The organism is Burkholderia sp. WP42 (assembly GCF_000745665.1).
GTDB classification, from domain to species: Bacteria; Pseudomonadota; Gammaproteobacteria; order Burkholderiales; family Burkholderiaceae; genus Burkholderia; species Burkholderia vietnamiensis.
Genome location: NZ_JQJT01000016.1, coordinates 125,715 through 144,352, shown reverse-complemented (window position 1 = coordinate 144,352; position 18,638 = coordinate 125,715). Strand labels below are relative to the sequence as shown.

Genomic DNA, 18,638 nt, shown 5'->3' with positions numbered 1-18,638 from the left:
CCGCATTGCGCGCAAATACCGGTGCGATGCGACGCGATTATTGCGTCGAATGCATGCGAAGCCGTCGGCGGCGGCCGATTCGACGGAAATCGTGCGCGGCGCTGCGCGGCGGCCTAAAGTCCGACGCGGAAATGCCGCTAATGCCGGGGCATTGCTCCATCCTCCGCTTCCAGGAATCTTCCCCCATGTTCGGAAAAATCAAGCTCGCGTCGGGTCTGCTCGGCGTGCTGACCGTGTTTTGCCTCTTTCTATTCGCGATCGAGGCGCTCGGGTTCTGGGCGCTCACGTCGACGCGCAGCGGCGTCGACGATCTGTCGAACGTCGCGATCGCGCAGGTCGACGCGGCGAGCCAGGCGACCGAGCGGCTGCTCGACGCGCGCGTGAACCTGTCGCGTGCGGGCACGCGGATGGTGCGCGGCGGCCCCAAGCCCGACGACATCATCGGTCATGCCAGCGCGTCGCTCGCCGAAGCGGACAGCGCATTCGCGCGTCTGGCGGCCGCGCCGCCGGTCGACGACACCAACCGCGCGCGCGTCGCGGCGCTCACCGAGCGCTATCGCGCGCTGCGCGGCGCGCTCGGCGAACTCGTGCAGTTCCTCGACGCCGGCAACATCCAGGCGTTTCTCGACCAGCCGACGCAAGGCTTCCAGGACGCCTACATCGCGGAACTACATCGTTTCGCGGACTACGGCGGCGCGTCGAGCCGCACGGCGCTCGCCACGATCGATGGCGGGATGCAATGGTTCAAGTGGGTCGGCATCGTGTTGCTGGTCGCGATGCTCGCGGCGAGTGCCGCCATCTACGGGGGCGCGCGGCGCGCGGTGGTCGCGCCGCTCGACGAAGCCGGCCGCCATTTCGAGCGGATTGCGCAAGGGCGGCTCGACGAAACCGTGCGCGCGGGCGGCGTGTTCGAGATCGACCGGATGCTGCGCGGCCTCGCCGCGATGCAGGCGAGCATCGCCGACACCGTGCGCACCGTGCGCCACGCGTCGGATGCGATCCACGTCGGCGCGGGCGAGATCGCCGGCGGCAACGCGGACCTGTCCGCGCGCACCGGCACGCAGGCCGCGTCGCTCGAGGAAACCGCGGCGAGCATGGAGGAGTTGACCGCGACCGTCCGTCAGAACACGGACAGCGCACGCGCGGCCAGCGCGCTGGCCGACGCGGCGCTCGACGCGACGCGCCAGGGCGGCAGCGTGGTCGACAGCGTGATCGACCGGATGCGCGGGATCGCGCACAGTTCGGGGCGCATCGCGGAAATCATCTCGGTGATCGACGGCATCGCATTCCAGACCAACATCCTCGCGCTGAACGCGGCGGTCGAAGCGGCGCGCGCGGGCGAGCAGGGCCGCGGCTTCGCGGTGGTCGCGGGCGAAGTGCGCTCGCTCGCGCAGCGCAGCGCGCAATCGGCGAAGGAGATCAAGGCGCTGATCGAGGAATCGGTCGCGCAGATCGACGGCGGCTCGGAGCTCGTCGAGCGCGCGGGCGCGGCGATGCGCACGGTATCGACGTCGATCACGCGCGTCGCGCAGACGATGACGGAAATCACGTCCGCATCGGTCGAGCAGAGCGTCGGCATCGAGCAGGTGAACCAGGCCGTCACGCAGATGGATCAGCTGACGCAGCAGAACGCGGCGCTGGTCGAGCAGGTCGCGGCGGCGGCGTCGTCGCTGAACGACCAGACCGCGCAGCTGATGCGCGCGGTGTCGGTGTTCGAACTGGGCGACGCGCGTGCGCAGCGTGCGGTGCGCGACGAGCGCGCCGCGGTGTCGCCGTCGCCGGCCGACGCCGCTTACGAAGCGGCGGGCAGCGCCGCGTAGGCGGTCGCGAGGTGGTAGGGCGTGGTCGACGGCATGTCGGCGCGCGACACCTGCCCGTCGGCCGACTTGCATTCGATCCAGCCGCGCGGCAGCAGGAAGCGCGCGGCGAAGCGCGCGATCTGCTGCGCGAGCGGCGCGCCGGCCGGCGTGTCGCCGTGCGTCGCGAGTGCGCGCAGGTATTCGGTCTGCGCCCAGATCCGCTGGGTGCCGTCGATGCATGCGCCGTGCGCGTCGAGCGCCGCGCACACGGCGCCCGTCTGCGCATCGACGCCGTGCCGTTGCGCGAACGCGAACGCGCGCCCGAGCGCGTCGCGCAGCCCCGTATGCGCGAGCCGCGCGCCGGCCGCATCGACCAGATAGAACCATTCGAACTGATGGCCGGGCTCGAAACGGTTGCTGGACGCACCGAGCGGCAGCTCGGCGACGCAGCCGGTCGCGGGATCGACGAACGTGCGCTCGACCGCCTGCGCGGTGCGCGCCAGCGCATCGTCGAACGCCGCGTCGCCGAACGCATCGGCGGCCGCGAGCCACGCTTCGGTCAGATGCATCAGCGGATTCTGCAGCGCGCCGCTGCCCGACGACGAGAAATCGGCGTGGCGCGCGGCATCGAGCAGCGCGGCGCGCGGCTGCGGCGCGAAGCGGTCCTGGATCAGCGCGGCGGTCTGCTGGGCGACCGTGCGTGCCACGGCGTCGCCCGACGCCGCATGCCATGCCGCGCATGCGAACACGACGAACGCATGGGTGTAGAGATCCTTGGTCGTGTCGAGCGGCGCGCCCTGCGCGTCGACGCTGTAGAACCAGCCGCCGTGCTGCGGGTCGCGAAAGCGGCTGCAGAGCGAATCGAACAGCGTGGCCGCGTGCGCGGTGTGACCGGCTTGCGCGAACACGAACAGTTGCCGCGCACAGGCCATCGCGCGATACCGCGTGACGGGCAGCGGCGCATGGGTGGCCGGATCGACGGCCTCGAACGGCAGCCGCAACGTGCGGTCGAACCCTGGACCCTGCCAGATCGGCAAGATGACGTGCGCAAAATGGTCGCGCAACTGGGCGGCCTGGGCGGAAGCGGAGTCGGAAACGGACATGACGGGGTTGTGCGCTGGGATCGAAACGTGTCGGCGCGGCCCGGTGGACCGGCGCGACCGAGGCCAAGGATAAAACATTCCGCGGCGCCGGCAGCAAAAAAAGGAGATAAATCCGATGCTCGGCAATCTGGAACTCGTGATGCGGCTGGTGCTCGCGGCCGCCCTCGGCAGTGTGATCGGCTTCGAACGCGAGCGGCTGTCGTGGGCCGCCGGCCTGCGCACGCACATGCTGGTGTGCGTGGGCTCGACGCTGATCATGATCGTGTCGGCGTTCGGGTTTGCGGACGTGCTCGGTCGCGAGCACGTCGTGCTCGACCCGTCGCGGATCGCCGCGCAGGTCGTGTCGGGCATCGGCTTTCTCGGCGCCGGCTCGATCCTGCTGCGCGGCGAGATCGTGCGCGGGCTGACCACGGCCGCGAGCCTGTGGTCGGTCGCGGCGATCGGGCTCGCGGTCGGCGGCGGTCTGTACGTCGCGTCGATTTCCGCGACGATCATCATTCTGATCATCCTCGCCGGCATCAAGCCGCTGGAGCGGCGCTACTTCACGGTGCGGCAGCGCCGGCAGCTCGCGCTGACGGTCGTGAGCGGCGCGCTGACGTTCGATTCGCTGCACGCGGCGCTCGGCCCCGACAGCGCGCGCGTGAAGCAGTTCATCGTGCAGCGCGCGGACGAAACGGGCGAGCACGACGAAGTCCGCATCGCGCTCGCGCGCGTGTCGGACCTCGAATTCCGCGCGATCTGCGACAAGCTGCGCGGGTTGCCGTGCGTGACGCGATTCGACGAAGGCAACGGGTTGGCGGGCGACGAATGAACGTCGGCCGAGCGCGTCGGCGCAGCGGCCGGATCGACATTTGGTCATGCGACAATGGCCGTCACCGATTCCGTTCGACATCCGGCGCCGCTGGCGCGACCCGTCATCCGACTCCATGACCGAATCCGTTTCCGTGCCGCGTTCCCGTTCCCGGTCCAGCCGTTCTTCGACTCGTTCGCGTTCGCGGTCGGCCGCGGCTGCTGCGGATAGCGCCGCTAATGCCTCTGCGCGGCCGGCCAACGCGCCGGCTGGCGATGCGTCAGACTCCAGCCGTTCTTCGACTCGTTCGCGCTCGGCCGCGGCTGCTGCGGATAGCGCCGCCAAGGCATCCGCGCGGCCGGCCAACGCGCCGGTTGGCGATGCTTCGCGGGACGAAGTTACGCTCGACCTGTTCGGCGATCCGGTGCTCGAGCCGGCTGCGCGTGGGGCGGGCGCTGCGCGTGACGATACGTCGGCGGACGCACGAGCGGCAGCGACCACGGCGGACAGCGAGGACGCCGGGCGGCAGGCGACGCTGGACGGGTTTGGTGCCACCAGCGCGATCGGTGCGACCGCGATGCGTGATGGAGACGTTGCCGCGTCGGCGGAATCGGAACCGGGATCGTCGCCTGCGGCGGGACATGGCGATACGCGCGACGCGGATGTCGTGCACACGGTCGATTCCCACACAACGAAGGCAGCCGACGTACGGCAACCCGCTGACGTCGGTGCGATTGCGATTGGCGAGCCGGCGATCGACGGCGCGCAAGCTCCGGCCGGCGGCGTGCCGGAAACCGCCGACGAGGCCGTAACGGATGCCGGGCTTGCGACCGAGACTGCGAGCGCAGTTGCCGATGCGGCCGCCGCTGAACCGCCCGTGAAATCCGCTAACGATGCGGAACTTGCGGGCAGGCCGGACAAACGCGACGAAGCAGGGCGGACGCGCGGCCAGAGCAGCAGGGCGCGCCGCGCGTCGTCGGGCGGCAAGCGGCGCGCAGCGAGCGGTGCGCGCGAAACGACAGCAGCGAGCGACACGCCGGAAGCGCAGGCGTCTGTTGCGACCGCGGAGCCGGCCTCGGCTTCGGTCCCGTCTTCAACGACGCCCGAGTACGTTGCGCCATCCGCTGAACGGCAGGCGTCGGTCGAGCCAGCCAAACCGGCCGCTCCCGCCGCCGTAGCGATTGCCACGAGCGCCGGAAATGCGCCGCGCACTGCCGCGCCGACGCAGCCGGCCGCGCCGCCGGTGGCGTCCGCGGCGTCGTTCGTGACGAAGCCGTCGGCCGATCGCGTGCAACCGGCCGTGCAGAATTCGTCGGCCTTCGATCCCGACGTTCATCTGCGTCCGCTGTCCGAGCGGCTCGCCGCGTTGCAGGCCGACACGGCCGGCATCAAGCAGGTTGCCGATCGCGAGATGCGCCGTGTCAACCGGCTGCTGCTGACGCTGGCGGTCGTCGTGTGCGCGGGGCTCGTCGCGCTGGTGTTGCAAACCCGGCAAATCGCGCAGTTGAAACAGGACCTCGATATCAGGCAACAGCGAATCGATCGGCTGGCGGCCGATCTGTCGGCGCAGCAGGCGACGTTGATGACCCTCGCGGACCGCCACGAGGCGCTGCTGTCGCAAGTCGACCGGCTCCAGCGCAATGCGAATCGCGAGGCCGCGGCCGCGAAGCGCGTGCGTCGAACCCGCTAAGCGGTCCGACCCTACCTGCAACGCCACGCCGGGCAACGATCGCCGTATTACGGCGTCGTGAGACGACTACAGCGGTGCGACGAATTGATGCGTAACGCTGGCGGAGTTCAGGGAAAACCCTTAGAATGGAAGCCGTCTAAGGGAAAACCCTAGCGCACTTTGTCAGGAGTCTCAAATGAGCTTCATTCTCGCCCTGCTGCAAAAGATCGACGACCTGTTCGTCTCCCCGCACCTCCCGCTCGACACCGATTATTCGTACGCCGCGCGTCACGCCGAAGTCGAGCGTATGCGCCGTGCGAACCTCGCGCCGATCGTCCTGTACCGTCGCTGATTCGCTGATTCGCTGATTCGGCGCGGCGCTCGCCGCACCTGCCTGCCCGTTTTCCGCCGCCGCATCGCGCGCCGGTGCGACCGTCCCGCTACACTGGAAGTCCGACTTGCTTCGCGACCTCCGAGCCATGCTGCAGATGCGGCCGATGACGGCCGGCGAATTCCATGCATACCGCACGCGCGCCGTCGACGGCTACGCGCGCGACCTCGTGTCCTCCGGCCAGAACGCGATCGACGATGCGGCCAGCCGCGCCCGCGCCTGCTTCGATACGCTGCTGCCCGACGGCCTGCTCACCCCCGGCCAGACGCTCGTCCAACTGATCGACACCGCCACCGGCGATACGGTCGGCGATCTCTGGTATGCGATCGTGGCCGAAGGGCCGAACCGCACGCTGTTCATCTACGACCTCGACATCGTCCCGTCCCGGCGCCGTCAGCGCTGGGCGACGCGCGCGCTCGATGCGCTCGAGGCCGAGGCGCGCCGTCATGGCGTCACGGAGATCGGACTGTCGGTGTTCAATCACAACACGGCTGCACGTGCGCTTTATCGGGCGTGCGGCTTCGTACCGATCACGACCACATTGCTCAAGCCGGTCGTTCAGGAGTAGCGGCGGGGATTCCCCCAACGACGGCTCGGCGTTCGCATTCCATTCCATTCCGGAAGGAAGCGTGATGCATCGGCCATGCGTTCGAGAAATCGTGGCCGCAACGAAAGACGCCCCGGAATGCCACGTCCCACGGACGGTTCAATACTGATATGCGAAAACGCCCGTTGCGCATCTCGATCGGTGTGACGCTGCCGATTGCCGTCCTGCTCACTGGTGCGTCCAACGCGATCAGTCTCAATGAGGCGTACGGCGATGGTCCGCTGTACTGCGCGCGCAGCGCCAACATGGCCAAGTGGACGAACCCGCTTCCGTTGCCGGGTATGGTCGACGGCGCGATGTTGGTCGTGATCGCCGCGTATCGTTCGTGGCTTCGTCGAAGCCGTTGAACCCTGCGCGGTGCGAAGCGGGCGGATGAAGGCCCCCGTGTTCGCCCCGCGCCACATCACCGCGCCTTGCCTTTCCATCTCCTCAACAGCAACGCGTTGGTCACGACGCTGACGCTCGAAAACGCCATCGCCGCGCCCGCGATCACCGGATTCAGCCAACCGAGCGCCGCCAGCGGCACGCCGATCAGGTTGTACACGAACGCCCAGAACAGGTTCTGCTGGATCTTCCGGTAGGTGCGCTTCGAGATGTCGATCGCGTCGGCGACGAGCGTCGGATCGCCGCGCATCAGCGTGATCCCGGCCGTATGCATCGCGACGTCGGTGCCGGTCGCCATCGCGATGCCGACGTCGGCCGCGGCGAGCGCCGGCGCGTCGTTGATCCCGTCGCCGACCATCGCCACCACGCCGCCATGCGTGCGCTTCAGCTCGGCGACCACGCGCGCCTTGTCGTCGGGCAGCACCTGCGCATGCACTTCATCGATCCCGAGCGCCGCCGCGACGGCCGCCGCGCTGCCGCGGTTGTCGCCCGTCACCAGCACGCTCGCGACGCCGCGCGCCGACAGCGCCGCGATCGCGTCGCGCGCGCCCGGCTTCACCGTGTCGCCGAAGGCGATCAGCGCGAGCAGCGCGCGCGGCGCGTCGGCGCGCATCAGCCACGAAATCGTGTTGCCCGCGCGTTCGAGCTCGGCCGCGCGCGCCCCGAGTTCGGGCGGAACCGCGATGCCCAGCTCGTCGCGCCAGCGGCTGCTGCCGAGCGCGACCAGCCGGCCGTTCACACGCGCTTCGACACCGCGTCCGGCGACCGCCCGCGCGTCGGTTGCCGCCGCAGCATCGGCCGCCACGGCTGCGCCGCCGCGCGCGGCGACGTCCGCGTCGTACGCGGCGACCACCGCGCGCGCGAGCGGATGATTGCTGTGGCGCTGCACGGCTGCTGCCACAGCAAGCGCTTGCTCACGCGGGATGTCGACGGCGTCGAAGGCCGTCACGGACGGCTTGCCTTCGGTCAACGTGCCGGTCTTGTCGAACGCGATGACGGTCGCGCGCTGGGCGAGCTCGAGCGCCTGCGCGTCCTTGATCAGCACGCCGCGGCGCGCCGCGACGCCGGTGCCGGCCATGATCGCGGCGGGCGTCGCGAGACCGAGCGCGCACGGGCATGCGATGACGAGCACCGCGACGGCGTTCAGGATCGCCGTTTCGGCGCCGGCGCCGGCGATCAGCCAGCCGATCAGCGTCAGCACGGCGATGCCGAGAATCGACGGCACGAACACTTCGCTGACGCGGTCGACGAGCCGCTGGATCGGCGCCTTCTCGGCCTGCGCGGATTCGACGAGGCGGATGATGCGCGCGAGCGTCGTCTCCGCGCCGATCGCGGTGGTGGCGACGACGAGCGCGCCTTCGCCGTTGATCGAGCCGGCCGTGACGGGATCGCCGTCGTCCTTCGGCACCGGCAGGCTTTCGCCGGTGATCAGCGATTCGTCGACGTGCGAGCGGCCCGACACGATGCGCCCGTCGACCGGCACGCGCTCGCCCGGACGGATCGCCACGGTCGTGCCGACGCGCACCTGCGCGAGCGGCACGTCGCGCTCTACGCCGTGCTCGACGATGCGCGCGCGATCGGGGCGCAGCGCGTTCAGCGCGCGGATCGCGTCGGTGGTCTGGCGCTTCGCACGGGCTTCGAGCCATTTGCCGAACCGCACCAGCGTGACGATCACGGCCGATGCCTCGAAATACAGGTGGCCCGGATGCGCGGGCTCGCGCAGCAGCATCCACAGGCTCAGGCCGAAGGCGGCCGACGTGCCGAGCGCGACGAGCAGGTCCATGTTGCCGGTGCGCGCCTTTACCGCGTGCCACGCGGCCCGATAGAAGCGCGCGCCGAAACCGAACTGGACGATCGACGCGAGCACCAGCTGCAGCCAGCCGGGCAGCATCGCGTCGATGCCGAGCGGCGCGACGAGCATTGGCACGATGAGCGGTGTGCTCAGCACGGCCGCGCCGATCACGAGATTGCGTTCGCGGATCGCGTCGCGGCGCTTGCGCGCGTCGGTGGCCTGCGCCGGGTCGGGTGCGGCGGGAGCGGCGGCCGCGGCCTGCGCCTCGGCGGCGAGCGACGCCTGATAACCGGCCGACGTGACCGCCGCGATCAGCGCGGCGGCGTCGAGCGTGCCGGCCGCCTGCACCGACGCGCGCTCGGTCGCGAGATTGACCGACGCGCGCGCGACGCCCGGCACCGCGGCCAGCGCCTTCTCGACGCGGCCCGCGCAGGACGCGCAGGTCATGCCGCCGATGTCCAGCTCGAAACTGGCCGGTCCGGCGCGGTCGGCCGTGGGTGTGGCGGCGACCGGCGTCGCGCCGTAGCCGGCCTGCCGGACCGCGTCGACGAGCCGCGACGCGGATACGTCCGGCGCGGTGTCGACGCTCGCACGTTCGGTGGCCAGATTGACGGATGCCCGTGTGACGCCCGGCACCTTGGCGAGCGCCTTCTCGACGCGGCCGGCGCACGATGCGCAGGTCATCCCGTCGATGTCGAGCTCGATGTTGGCCGGTGCCGGTGCCGGTGCCGGTGCCGGAGCTGGGACGGGCTGCGCGCTGGCGGCTGGCTTTGCCGCAACCGGTGTCGCGCCGTAACCGGCCTGCCGGACCGCGTCGACGAGCCGCGACGCGGAAACGTCCGGCGCGGCGTCGACGCTCGCACGTTCGGTGGCCAGATTGACGGATGCCCGTGTGACGCCCGGCACCTTGGCGAGCGCCTTCTCGACGCGGCCGGCGCATGATGCGCAGGTCATTCCGTCGATGTCGAGTTCGATCGTGTGCGTTGCCGTGGACGCGAGTGATTCAGTCATGTCGGATTCCCCAAAGGCACGGTTCGTGCCGCGAATGACATCAGTATCGACATTCCCATGATGGGAAGGTCAAGCGGCGATGTCGATCCGGAGCGAGATATCAAAATAATGGTTCGCGATCGACCCTCGGCCCCGCAATGACCTTAGCCTGCTATTCGGCATATTGGGGGATGCCCTTAGGCGCTATGATACCGGCCTGACATCAGCGCCCGCCGCGACGAGACGGCAATCAGGGCCGCTGAAGTGCCTTGCTTGCGCCGAGCATGCGTCGAACAAGGCGTTGACTGACAAAAAAGATATTCGGCCAGTGATCAATGATTGAAAATCGACGAGAAACCGTTTCTCTGCGACGCGCCGCCGCCGCGTCGCTCGCCATCGCGGCGCTGTTGGCGGGATGCGCGTCGCAACCCGATGCGATCCAGCGCAAAACCGGCTGGATGCGCGCCGAAGTCGCCGACTCCTATATATATGCGTATCCGCTCGTGCTGATGGACGTCGCGAAGGAAGCCGCGACCGGCGGGGACGGCGCGCAGCCGGGCCAGGCGCCGCTCAACACGCTGCGCCACGCGCAGGCGCTGCCGCCGGTCGGCGCGCTGAATCCGCCGCTGCCGGGCGTCGATACGCTCGACTCGACCGGCTGGCTCGACGTCGGCGCCGAGCCGGTGATCGTCACGCTGCCCGACACGCGCGGCCGCTACTGGGACGCGCGCGCACTCGACATGTGGACGAACGTGCTGTGGTCGTCGTCGAGCGTGGCCTTGCACGGTGCGCGCGGCGCCATGCGCTCGCAAACGATCGCCTTCGTCGCGAAAGACTGGCAGGGCACGCTGCCGAAGGGCGCGGTGCGCGTCGACGTGCCGTCGGCCAACGCGTGGCTCGAAGTGCGGCTGCAGACGAGCGGCGGCCGCGACCTGACGAACGTGAGGAAATTGCAGCGGGCGATCCGCGTGGTGCCGCTGTCGGTGTATACGGGCGCCGCGCGCGGCGCGTCGGTGGCCGTCCATGCGGGCAGCGCGCCGTCGGAAGCCGCGAGCGGCGGCACGCCGGCCGAACAGGTCGCGGCGCTCGATCCGAAGGCGTTCTTCACGCGCTTCGCCCAGGCGCTGCAGGACAACCCGCCGCCCGCCGACGACGCGCACGCGCAGGAACTGCTCAGCGATATCGGCGTGTCGGCCGGCTACCCGGTGCAGTGGACGGGCGACCGCCTGAGCGCGGCGACGGCCGGCGTCGCCGAAGCGCGCGCTCGCCTCGCGACGCCGCCGTCGAACCTGCTGGGCGCGAACGGCTGGAGCTGGATCGGCGACACGGCCGGCAAGTACGGGCAGGACTACGCGCTGCGCGCGTACGCGGCCTACACGCAGTTCGGCACCGCGACGCGCGACGACGAAACGCTCGCGCTCGTGCGCGTCGACAGCGACGGCCAGCCGCTGAACGGCGCGAACCGCTACATGCTGCATTTCGCGCCGGGCGCGGTGCCGCCGGTGCGCGGCTTCTGGACGCTCACGCCGTATGCGACCAACGGCGCGCTGCCCGACGTCGGTGCGGCACGCCGCTCGCTCGGCGATCGCGAGCGGCTGCGCCGCAACCGCGACGGCTCGATCGACGTGGTCGTGTCGGCGACGTCGAGCGGCGCGCGCGGGGCCAACTGGCTGCCGGCGCCGCGCACCGATTTCGCGCTCGCGCTGCGCCTGTACGCGCCGAAGCCGCAAGCGACCGACGGCTCCTGGTTGCCGCCCGCCGTCGTCCGGAAATGAACGGACACGCGCCGCCGCTGTCCGATGCGCGGGCGTGGCGGCCGCACCCCAACGACGCTCCGTCACCACCTCGGCCTATACTTTCGGGATAGCTTGCAAGGCCGCGCCGGAAAACCGGCGCGGCCTTGCTCGTGTTCCCGAGGCATTCAAGCATGGCAAGCGCAGACAAGAAAACCGTAACCTCGACCCTCCATGCCCTCGGCGGCATTGCACGCTCGCGTCGGACCCGGCGCATCGGCATCGGCGTGCTGATCTTCGTCATCGTGTTCGGGCTGCTGGGTTTCTTCGCCGCGCCGCCGCTGATTCGCCATCTCGCCGAACAGCAACTGAGCAAGCAACTCGACCGGCCGTCGACGATTCGGCGCATCGCGCTGAACCCGTACACGCTGAACCTCGAAGCCGATGGCGTGCATATCGGCGAGCGCGGCGGCCGCGGCGACTTCATCGACATCGGCAAGCTGGTGGTACGGCCGTCGTGGACGTCGCTGCTGCGCGGCGCGCCGATCGTCAACGAACTGCGCGTCGACTCGCCGCGCTTTCACATCGTCCGCTACGACGCGCAGCGCCTGAACTTCACCGACCTGATCGAGAAGTTCTCGACGCCGTCGCAGCCGGCCAGCAAGCCGACGCTGTTCTCGGTGTCGAACATCCAGGTCAACGACGGCCGCATCGATTTCGACGACCGCCTGCTGAACGAGCGGCACGTGGTCGACAACTGGACGCTCGGCATCCCGTTCATCGCGACGCTGCCGTCGAAGACCGACATCTTCGTGCAGCCGAAGCTGCGCGCGCGGTTCGACGGCAGCCCGATCGCGATCGACGGCCGCACGAAGCCGTTCGCGCAGTCGCGCGAATCCGAAGTCACGCTGACGTTCGACCGGCTCGACGTGCCGAAGCTGATTTCGTATGCGTCGACGAAGCTGCCGGTCGTCGTCACGAGCGGCCTGCTGAGCAGCAATCTGACGCTGAAGTTCGTGATGAGCGGCGACACGCCGTCGCTGCGCGTCGCGGGCACCGTCGATCTGAACGACGCGAAGGTGACCGGCCTCGCGTCCGAGCCGCTGTTCGCCGCGCGCGGCGTGCACGTCGCGGCCGCGGGCCTCGAGCCGCTGCGCAACGTGCTGCATTTCGACGAGATCCGCATCGACCAGCCGGTCGTCGATCTGTCGCGCGACCGGCAGGGCGTGCTGAACGTCGAGAAGCTCGGCGGCCAGCCGGCCGCCGTGGCGAAGCCGGCAGCGGACAAGACCGCAGCAGAAAAGACGGCAGCAGAAAAGCCCGCAGCCTCGGGCGCGGCCGCATCGGGTGCCGCGAGCGTCGCCACGGCGAGCGTTGCCGCCGCGAACGTCACCGCCGCCAGCACGCCGACCGCCCCCAACGCCGACACCACCGCGAAGCAAGCGCCGCCGCTCGACCTGACGATCCGCCATTTCGCGATCGACGGCGGCACGCTCAACTTCGACGACCGCGCGCCAGCGACCCCGGCCGCGATCTCGCTGACGAAGCTCGCCGCGACGCTCGACGGCTTCACGCTGCAGGGCAAGACGCCGGCGAAATACACGCTGTCGACGTCGCTGTCGCGCGGCGGCGACCTGAAGGCCGAAGGCGCGGTGAGCGTCGCGGCGAAGCAGGCCGACACGAAGCTGAGCGTCGCTGCGCTCGCGCTGCCGGCGCTGCAGCCGTACCTCGCCGATGCGACCCGCGCGCGCGTGCTCGACGGCACGCTGGGCGCGAACCTCAACGCGAAGGCCGACTGGGGCAAGACGCCGCTCGACGCGCAGGTCGTCGACAGCACGGTCAGCCTGACAGCGCTGAAGCTCGCGACGCCCGACGCGAAGGCGCCCGCGATCGCGCTCGGCGACGCCAGCGCGAAGATCGCGAAGATCGACGTCGGCGCGCGCACGGCCGACATCACGAGCGTCGACACGACGGGCCTCGCGCTCGACGTGCAGCGTCTGAAGGACGGCAGCATCGACCTCGCGGCGCTCGGCGAGCCGGCCCGGCCGGCGGCGCCTGTGCCGGCGCGCACGGTCGCGCGCAAGGCCGCCGCGAGCGCGCCGGCGTGGCATTACCGGATCGACGCGCTGAACGTGAAGGACGCGTCCGCGAACTTCACGGACCTGACGACGCCGCGCCCGGTGAAGCTCGCGATCAAGCCGCTCGAGCTGTCGGTGCAGCAGATCAGCGACGACCTGACGAAGCCGCTGCCGGTGCGCCTGAAGGCGACGCTGAACCGCAAGGGCTCGCTCGCCGCGTCGGGCGACGTCACCGCGATGCCGCTGAAAGTCGGCCTGAAGATCGACGGCAACCGGCTCGACGCAGCCGCGTTCGAGCCGTACTTCGGCAGCGCGCTGAACGCGACCATCGCGAGCGCGCTGCTCAATGCGCAGGGCAACCTGACGTTCGCGCAAGTGAAGGGCGCGCCGCGCGCGACCTACCACGGCGACGCCGCGCTGGTCGACGTGCGGATGCTCGACAAGGCGACGTCCGACCCGTTCGCCGGCTGGCGCTCGCTCGCGCTGTCGAGCCTGAAAGTGAACTACGACGAGAAGGGCACCGACGTCGACGCCGCGCGTGTGACGTTCTCGAACTTCTATGGCCGCGTGCTGCTCGACGCGCAGGGGCGGCTGAACCTGAAGGACGTCGTCGCGAAGGAAACCGGCCCCGCGCAGTCGCTCACGCGCGACGCGAGCAAGAGCGAACCGGTGCCGCTGTCGCCCGGCGTGACGCCGCCGGCCGCCGCGCAGGCGGCGTCGGCCGCGGCCGCGCGGCAGGCATCGGCGCCGTCCGCCGCAGCGGCGACGGTGATCGTGAAGGCCGCGCCGCCGCCGCAGAATCCGGTGCGTATGCATTTCGGCGAGCTGGTGCTGCAAAACGGCCGCGTGACCTACACCGACAACTTCATCAAGCCGAACTACACGGCGAACCTCGTCGCGATCAAGGGCACGGTCGGCGCGTTCGGCACGGATTCGACGACGTCGGCTCCGGTCGACGTCGCCGCGAACCTGGCCGGCAACGGGCCGATCTCGATCAGGGGCTCGGTGAACCCGCTGATCGACAAGCCGGCGCTGGACCTCACCGCCACCGCGCACGGCGTCGAGTTGACGAACCTGACGCCGTATTCGGCGAAGTACGCCGGCTACCCGATCACGAAGGGCAAGCTCAACGTCGACCTGCATTACCAGCTCGCCAACGACCAGCTGCAGGCGAACAACCATATCTTCATCGACCAGCTGACGTTCGGCGATCACGTCGAGAACGACACGGCGACCAAGCTGCCGGTGAAGCTCGCGATCTCGCTGCTGAAGAACACGCGCGGCGAGATCGACGTGAACCTGCCGGTGTCGGGCTCGCTGTCGAATCCGGAGTTCAGCATCGGCGGGCTGATCTGGCGCGCGGTGCTGAACCTGATCGCGAAGGCGGTGACGTCGCCGTTCACGCTGCTGTCGCATGCGTTCGGCGGCAGCGGCGGCGAGGATCTCGGCTACGTCGAGTTCGCGCCGGGCTCGTACGCGCTCAGCGACGCGCAGCAGAAGAAGCTCGACACCGTCGCGAAGATGCTGACCGAGAAGCCGTCGATCCGGCTCGACCTGATCGGCCGCGTCGATCCGGCCGTCGACACGCCGGGGCTGCGCGACGTGTATGTCGACCGGCTGGTTCGTCAGCAGAAGCTCAAGGACGTGATCGGGCAGGGCGAGAGCGTCGACCCGATGACGGTGAAGGTCGCGCCGGCCGAGTACGACAAATACCTGACGCGCGCGTACAAGGCGGCCGATTTCAAGAAGCCGCGCAACCTGGTCGGCCTGCAGAAGACGTTGCCGGATGCGGACATGAAGAAGGCGCTTGCCGATCACGCGCCGGCCGACGACAACGCGCTGCGCGCGCTCGCGCAGCAGCGTGCGCAGGCGGTGCGCCAGTATCTCGACGGCAAGATCGATTCGAGCCGGATGTTCGTCGTCGCGCCGAAGCTCGATGCGAAGGGCATCGAGGACAAGGGCGCGACGACGCGCGTCGATTTCGGCCTGCAGTAACGCGGCAAGCAAGCGGCCGCGCGTCGTTCGACGCGGCCGCGCCGCGCACGATCGCGCGGCGCGGCCCGTGCGGCGTCAGCGCCCGTCGAGCGCCGGTTCGCGCTTGTCCAGTTCCTTCCTCGCGGCGAGCGGCAGGCGCGCATCGTCCCACTGCGTCAGCCATTCGACTTCCTTGGCCGTGAACACCTGGCCGTAATTGCGCAACGCGTACTGCAGCGCGTCGACGACGTGATGGCGAATGATTTCGGGGGTGCGTGCATCGTCCAGCACGAACCTGAGCGCTTCCAGGGTCGACATACTCGTGCTCCGGGTCAGGGAAAACCCTTTATTACACGCCAATAGTCGCGCGCCAAGTCCGACAAAAATCCGGCCGCGTGCACGCGCGGCGGCCGACGCGGCGCATCGCGACCGTCCGATGCCGCTTGCGATTGGTTACGTTTGACAGACAACAGAAAGCCCCGCTTCATCGGACCGCCGCACGAGCCGGCCATATTTTGCGCGCCTTCCGGCAAGTCATGCGGTTCAACGTCAATCGATGAGGTGGGGTGATGATTTCCAGATTCGCCAAGCAACGAAACGTCGCGGTGATGGTGGCGGGCGCGCTGGCGCTCGCGAGCGCCAGCGCCCAGGCAGCGCAGCAGGACGACGGCAGCCATGGCCGGCGCGTCGCGAAGCACGTGCTGCTGATCAGCGTCGACGGCCTGCACGAGCAGGATCTCGCGCGCTGCATCGGCGCGAACACGTGTCCGAACCTCGCGGTGCTCGCGCAAAGCGGCGTCACGTATACGAATGCGTACACGCCCGGCCTGTCGGACTCGTTCCCGGGCCTCGCCGCGCTCGTGACGGGCGGCTCGCCGAAGACGGCCGGCCTGTTCTACGACGTGTCCTACGACCGCAACCTGTACGCGCCGAGCGACACGACCTGCTCGGGCAAGCAGGGCTGGAACGTGGTGTTCGACGAGACGACCGGCATCGACGCGATGAACGGCGGCGCGCTCGTGCACCTCGACGGCGGCGGCGCGTTCAACCCGCAGGCCATTCCGCACGCGAAGGTCGGCGGCCGCTGCGTGCCGGTCTACCCGCACGATTACCTGAAGACCAACACGGTGTTCGAGGCCGTCAAGGCCGGCGTGCCGAACGCGTACACCGCGTGGGCCGACAAGCACGCGTGGGGCTACGACTGGCTGAACGGCCCGTCCGGCACGGGCGTCGACGATCTGATGCGCACCGAGATCAACTCGATCGACCCGGCCACCAACACCGCGTACACCGACGTCTATTCGCACACCGCGCGCTTCGACAACCTGCACGTGCAGGCGCTGATCAACCAGATCGACGGCCGCGATTCGACCGGCGCCAGGACGGCGCCGGTGCCGACGCTGTTTGGCGCGAACTTCCAGACGCTCAGCGTCGCGCAGAAGGCGCCGGTCGCGAAGGGCGGCGGCTATCTCGATGCGAACTTCACGCCGAACGGCCAGGTCGCGAATGCGATCACCTACGTCGACGGCGCGATCGGCCACATCGTCGCCGAGCTGAAGCAGCGCAACCTGTACACGTCGACGGCCGTGATCGTCACCGCGAAGCACGGCCAGTCGCCGACCGATCGCACCAAGCTCGTGAAGAACGGCGACACGCTGACGAAGCTGCTCGAAGCGAACGATTACCTCGATCCGAACGGCAACTTCGGCCAGAACAACACGACGACGGGCAACCCGAACGACGGTTCGGGCCTCGCCGGCACGGGCTTCGTGCAGACCGACGACGTCGGCCTGATCTGGCTGCGCGACCGCGGCCAGCGCACGGCCGTGGTGCGCACGCTGCAGGCCAACCTCGGCTGCAACGCGCCGGGCATCTGCGCGGACGGCCCGCAGGCGTACATCCTGTACGGCGCGGCGCTGGCCGAGCGGTTCGGCGACCCGGCCAACGGCCGCACGCCGGACCTCATCGTGCAGCCGAATCCGGGCGTGATCTACACGTCGAGCACGAAGAAGGACGAGGAGCATGGCGGCAACGCGCCGGACGACAGCCATCTCGCGCTGCTGGTGTCGTATCCGGGCCTGCAGCGCGCGCGCAGCGTGAGCGATCTGGTCGGCACGAAGCAGGTCGCGCCGACGATCCTAGGGCTGCTCGGCGCCGATCCGAAGCTGCTGCACGCGGTCGTCGCCGAGAATACGCGCGTGCTGCCGGGGCTCGGTATCGATCGCTGACCTTGCGCGGGCCGGATGCCGCCGTCGCGCGGCGTCCGGCACCGGATACGCCGGCCCGCGTCCGGTCGCCCGGACGCCGATGGCGACCGCTCCGGCGCTCGCCGTCGATCAACCCTGCGTCGCTTCGTCGAGCATCCACTCGCGGAAACGCCGCAGCGCGTCGCTGGTCGCGAGGCGTTCGGGCGCGTAGCAGAGATAGTGCCCCTGCGCGTCGAGGTCGACCGGGGCGTCGAACGGCTCGATCAGCGTGCCGGCCGCGAGATTGTCGAGAATCAGGAAGCGCGGCACCAGGGCGATCCCGAGCCCGGCCTGGACGGCCTGGATCAGCACCGAATACTGTTCGAAGCGGGCGCCGGCCAGCGCATTCATCCGCGTCGCGTGGTGGCGCTGCGCCCATTCGGACCATGCGATCTCCGCCTGTTCGTGCACCAGGCGCGGCGCCGACGCGACGTCGGCGGGGCCGCGCAGCGCGTGCCGCTCCGCGAATTCGCGCGTGCAGACCGGCACGAAGGTCCGGCCGTCGAGATAGTCGCTTCGTATGCCTTCCCATGCGCCGTCGCCATAGCGGATCGCCGCGTCGAGCCCGAACGGAAACGGGTCGCCCGGCGCGAGATGGCGGCGAAAGCCGAGCGTGACGCCCGGCGCGGCGGCGAGAAAGCGCGTGAGCCGCGGCAGCAGCCACTTGGTCGTAAACGTCGGGACGCTCGCGATCGTCAGCAGGTCGCGGTTCTCGCGGGCGCTCAGCAGCTCGATCGACGCATTGCCGATCTCGCGCAGCGGCGCGACGACGCGTGCGTGATACACCTCGCCCGCGCGGGTGAGCGTGAGGCCGCGTCCTTCGCGCACGAACAGCTTCACGCCGAACAGCGCCTCGAGGCTGGCGATCTGCCGGCTGACCGCGCTGGGCGTCAGGCCCAGCTCGCGTGCCGCGTACGAGAAGTTCAGGTATTTCGCCGACGCGACGAATGCGTGCAGTTCCGCGACGTTCGGATACAGGTGTTTCATCGGCTGCTGTTCCGTTCTCGCATGGATCGATGCCGTCTTTGTACGTTTTTTTCATGACGGTGCCATGTCGAATCCGCACACTGCGCGGGTTCCGA

The 18,638-nt window shown here is 69.6% G+C and carries 13 protein-coding genes; 9 read left to right on the top strand and 4 right to left on the bottom strand.

Annotated elements, in window-relative coordinates; genetic code table 11:
- The first annotated feature begins 185 nt into the window (after window positions 1-185).
- The gene (locus EX20_RS09720; protein WP_034193400.1) at window positions 186-1,820 is read left to right on the top strand and encodes a methyl-accepting chemotaxis protein; all 1,635 of its coding nucleotides are present in this window, start codon (window positions 186-188) and stop codon (window positions 1,818-1,820) included.
- Here the strand turns inward: EX20_RS09720 and EX20_RS09715 are convergent.
- Window positions 1,793-2,902, bottom strand: coding sequence for an AGE family epimerase/isomerase (locus EX20_RS09715; RefSeq protein ID WP_034193399.1), 1,110 nt, complete (start codon window positions 2,900-2,902; stop codon window positions 1,793-1,795). The genes EX20_RS09720 and EX20_RS09715 overlap by 28 nt on opposite strands.
- A 115-nt stretch (window positions 2,903-3,017) precedes the next feature.
- Between EX20_RS09715 and EX20_RS09710 the strand changes: the two genes are divergently transcribed.
- From EX20_RS09710 to EX20_RS09695, 5 genes are all read left to right on the top strand, one after another.
- A complete protein-coding gene (locus tag EX20_RS09710) occupies window positions 3,018-3,713 on the top strand; it encodes an MgtC/SapB family protein (RefSeq protein WP_011881016.1) in 696 nt (231 codons plus the stop codon).
- 46 nt (window positions 3,714-3,759) lie between these two features.
- Entirely contained in the window at window positions 3,760-5,382 is a 1,623-nt protein-coding gene (locus tag EX20_RS09705; protein WP_231572251.1) for a flagellar hook-length control protein FliK, read from the top strand.
- Window positions 5,383-5,557: 175 nt separating this feature from the next.
- Window positions 5,558-5,713, top strand: a complete 156-nt coding sequence (locus EX20_RS32490; RefSeq protein WP_011881014.1) for a hypothetical protein — start codon at window positions 5,558-5,560, stop codon at window positions 5,711-5,713.
- A gap of 127 nt (window positions 5,714-5,840) precedes the next feature.
- Window positions 5,841-6,320 (top strand): GNAT family N-acetyltransferase, encoded by a 480-nt coding sequence (locus tag EX20_RS09700; protein ID WP_034193398.1) that lies wholly within the window; start codon window positions 5,841-5,843, stop codon window positions 6,318-6,320.
- Window positions 6,321-6,484: 164 nt separating this feature from the next.
- Window positions 6,485-6,706 carry a hypothetical protein gene (locus tag EX20_RS09695; protein WP_371465002.1) on the top strand — a complete coding sequence of 74 codons (222 nt, stop codon included), beginning with the start codon at window positions 6,485-6,487 and terminating at the stop codon, window positions 6,704-6,706.
- Between the two features lie 56 nt (window positions 6,707-6,762).
- Here the strand turns inward: EX20_RS09695 and EX20_RS09690 are convergent, their stop codons facing one another.
- A complete protein-coding gene (locus EX20_RS09690) occupies window positions 6,763-9,546 on the bottom strand; it encodes a heavy metal translocating P-type ATPase (protein WP_072465462.1) in 2,784 nt (927 codons plus the stop codon).
- A 314-nt stretch (window positions 9,547-9,860) separates the two neighbouring features.
- Between EX20_RS09690 and EX20_RS09685 the strand changes: the two genes are divergently transcribed.
- Together EX20_RS09685 and EX20_RS09680 are read left to right on the top strand one after the other, a co-directional pair.
- Window positions 9,861-11,300: a DUF1254 domain-containing protein gene (locus EX20_RS09685; protein ID WP_034193396.1), complete on the top strand. Its 1,440-nt coding sequence runs from the start codon at window positions 9,861-9,863 to the stop codon at window positions 11,298-11,300.
- Between the two features lie 152 nt (window positions 11,301-11,452).
- Window positions 11,453-15,331, top strand: coding sequence for a DUF748 domain-containing protein (locus EX20_RS09680; RefSeq protein WP_034193395.1), 3,879 nt, complete (start codon window positions 11,453-11,455; stop codon window positions 15,329-15,331).
- Between the two features lie 75 nt (window positions 15,332-15,406).
- On the opposite strand, the gene EX20_RS09675 is transcribed toward EX20_RS09680, so the two are convergent.
- On the bottom strand, window positions 15,407-15,628 hold the full coding sequence (locus tag EX20_RS09675) for a hypothetical protein (RefSeq protein WP_011881008.1): 222 nt from the start codon (window positions 15,626-15,628) through the stop codon (window positions 15,407-15,409).
- 251 nt (window positions 15,629-15,879) lie between these two features.
- Here EX20_RS09675 and EX20_RS09670 point away from each other — a divergent pair, with 251 nt between their 5' ends.
- Window positions 15,880-17,538: an alkaline phosphatase family protein gene (locus EX20_RS09670; RefSeq protein WP_034193394.1), complete on the top strand. Its 1,659-nt coding sequence runs from the start codon at window positions 15,880-15,882 to the stop codon at window positions 17,536-17,538.
- 108 nt (window positions 17,539-17,646) lie between these two features.
- On the opposite strand, the gene EX20_RS09665 is transcribed toward EX20_RS09670, so the two are convergent.
- Window positions 17,647-18,543 (bottom strand): LysR substrate-binding domain-containing protein, encoded by an 897-nt coding sequence (locus EX20_RS09665; RefSeq protein ID WP_034193393.1) that lies wholly within the window; start codon window positions 18,541-18,543, stop codon window positions 17,647-17,649.
- Window positions 18,544-18,638: the final 95 nt, after the last annotated feature.

Coding starts and splice junctions, on each gene's coding strand:
- EX20_RS09710 (WP_011881016.1), top strand. CDS start 3,018: ATGCTCGGCAATCTGGAACTCGTGATGCGGCTGGTGCTCGCGGCCGCC.
- EX20_RS09720 (WP_034193400.1), top strand. CDS start 186: ATGTTCGGAAAAATCAAGCTCGCGTCGGGTCTGCTCGGCGTGCTGACC.
- EX20_RS09690 (WP_072465462.1), bottom strand. CDS start 9,546: ATGACTGAATCACTCGCGTCCACGGCAACGCACACGATCGAACTCGAC.
- EX20_RS09685 (WP_034193396.1), top strand. CDS start 9,861: ATGATTGAAAATCGACGAGAAACCGTTTCTCTGCGACGCGCCGCCGCC.
- EX20_RS09675 (WP_011881008.1), bottom strand. CDS start 15,628: ATGTCGACCCTGGAAGCGCTCAGGTTCGTGCTGGACGATGCACGCACC.
- EX20_RS09700 (WP_034193398.1), top strand. CDS start 5,841: ATGCTGCAGATGCGGCCGATGACGGCCGGCGAATTCCATGCATACCGC.
- EX20_RS09665 (WP_034193393.1), bottom strand. CDS start 18,543: ATGAAACACCTGTATCCGAACGTCGCGGAACTGCACGCATTCGTCGCG.
- EX20_RS09705 (WP_231572251.1), top strand. CDS start 3,760: ATGCGACAATGGCCGTCACCGATTCCGTTCGACATCCGGCGCCGCTGG.
- EX20_RS09715 (WP_034193399.1), bottom strand. CDS start 2,902: ATGTCCGTTTCCGACTCCGCTTCCGCCCAGGCCGCCCAGTTGCGCGAC.
- EX20_RS09680 (WP_034193395.1), top strand. CDS start 11,453: ATGGCAAGCGCAGACAAGAAAACCGTAACCTCGACCCTCCATGCCCTC.
- EX20_RS09670 (WP_034193394.1), top strand. CDS start 15,880: ATGATTTCCAGATTCGCCAAGCAACGAAACGTCGCGGTGATGGTGGCG.
- EX20_RS32490 (WP_011881014.1), top strand. CDS start 5,558: ATGAGCTTCATTCTCGCCCTGCTGCAAAAGATCGACGACCTGTTCGTC.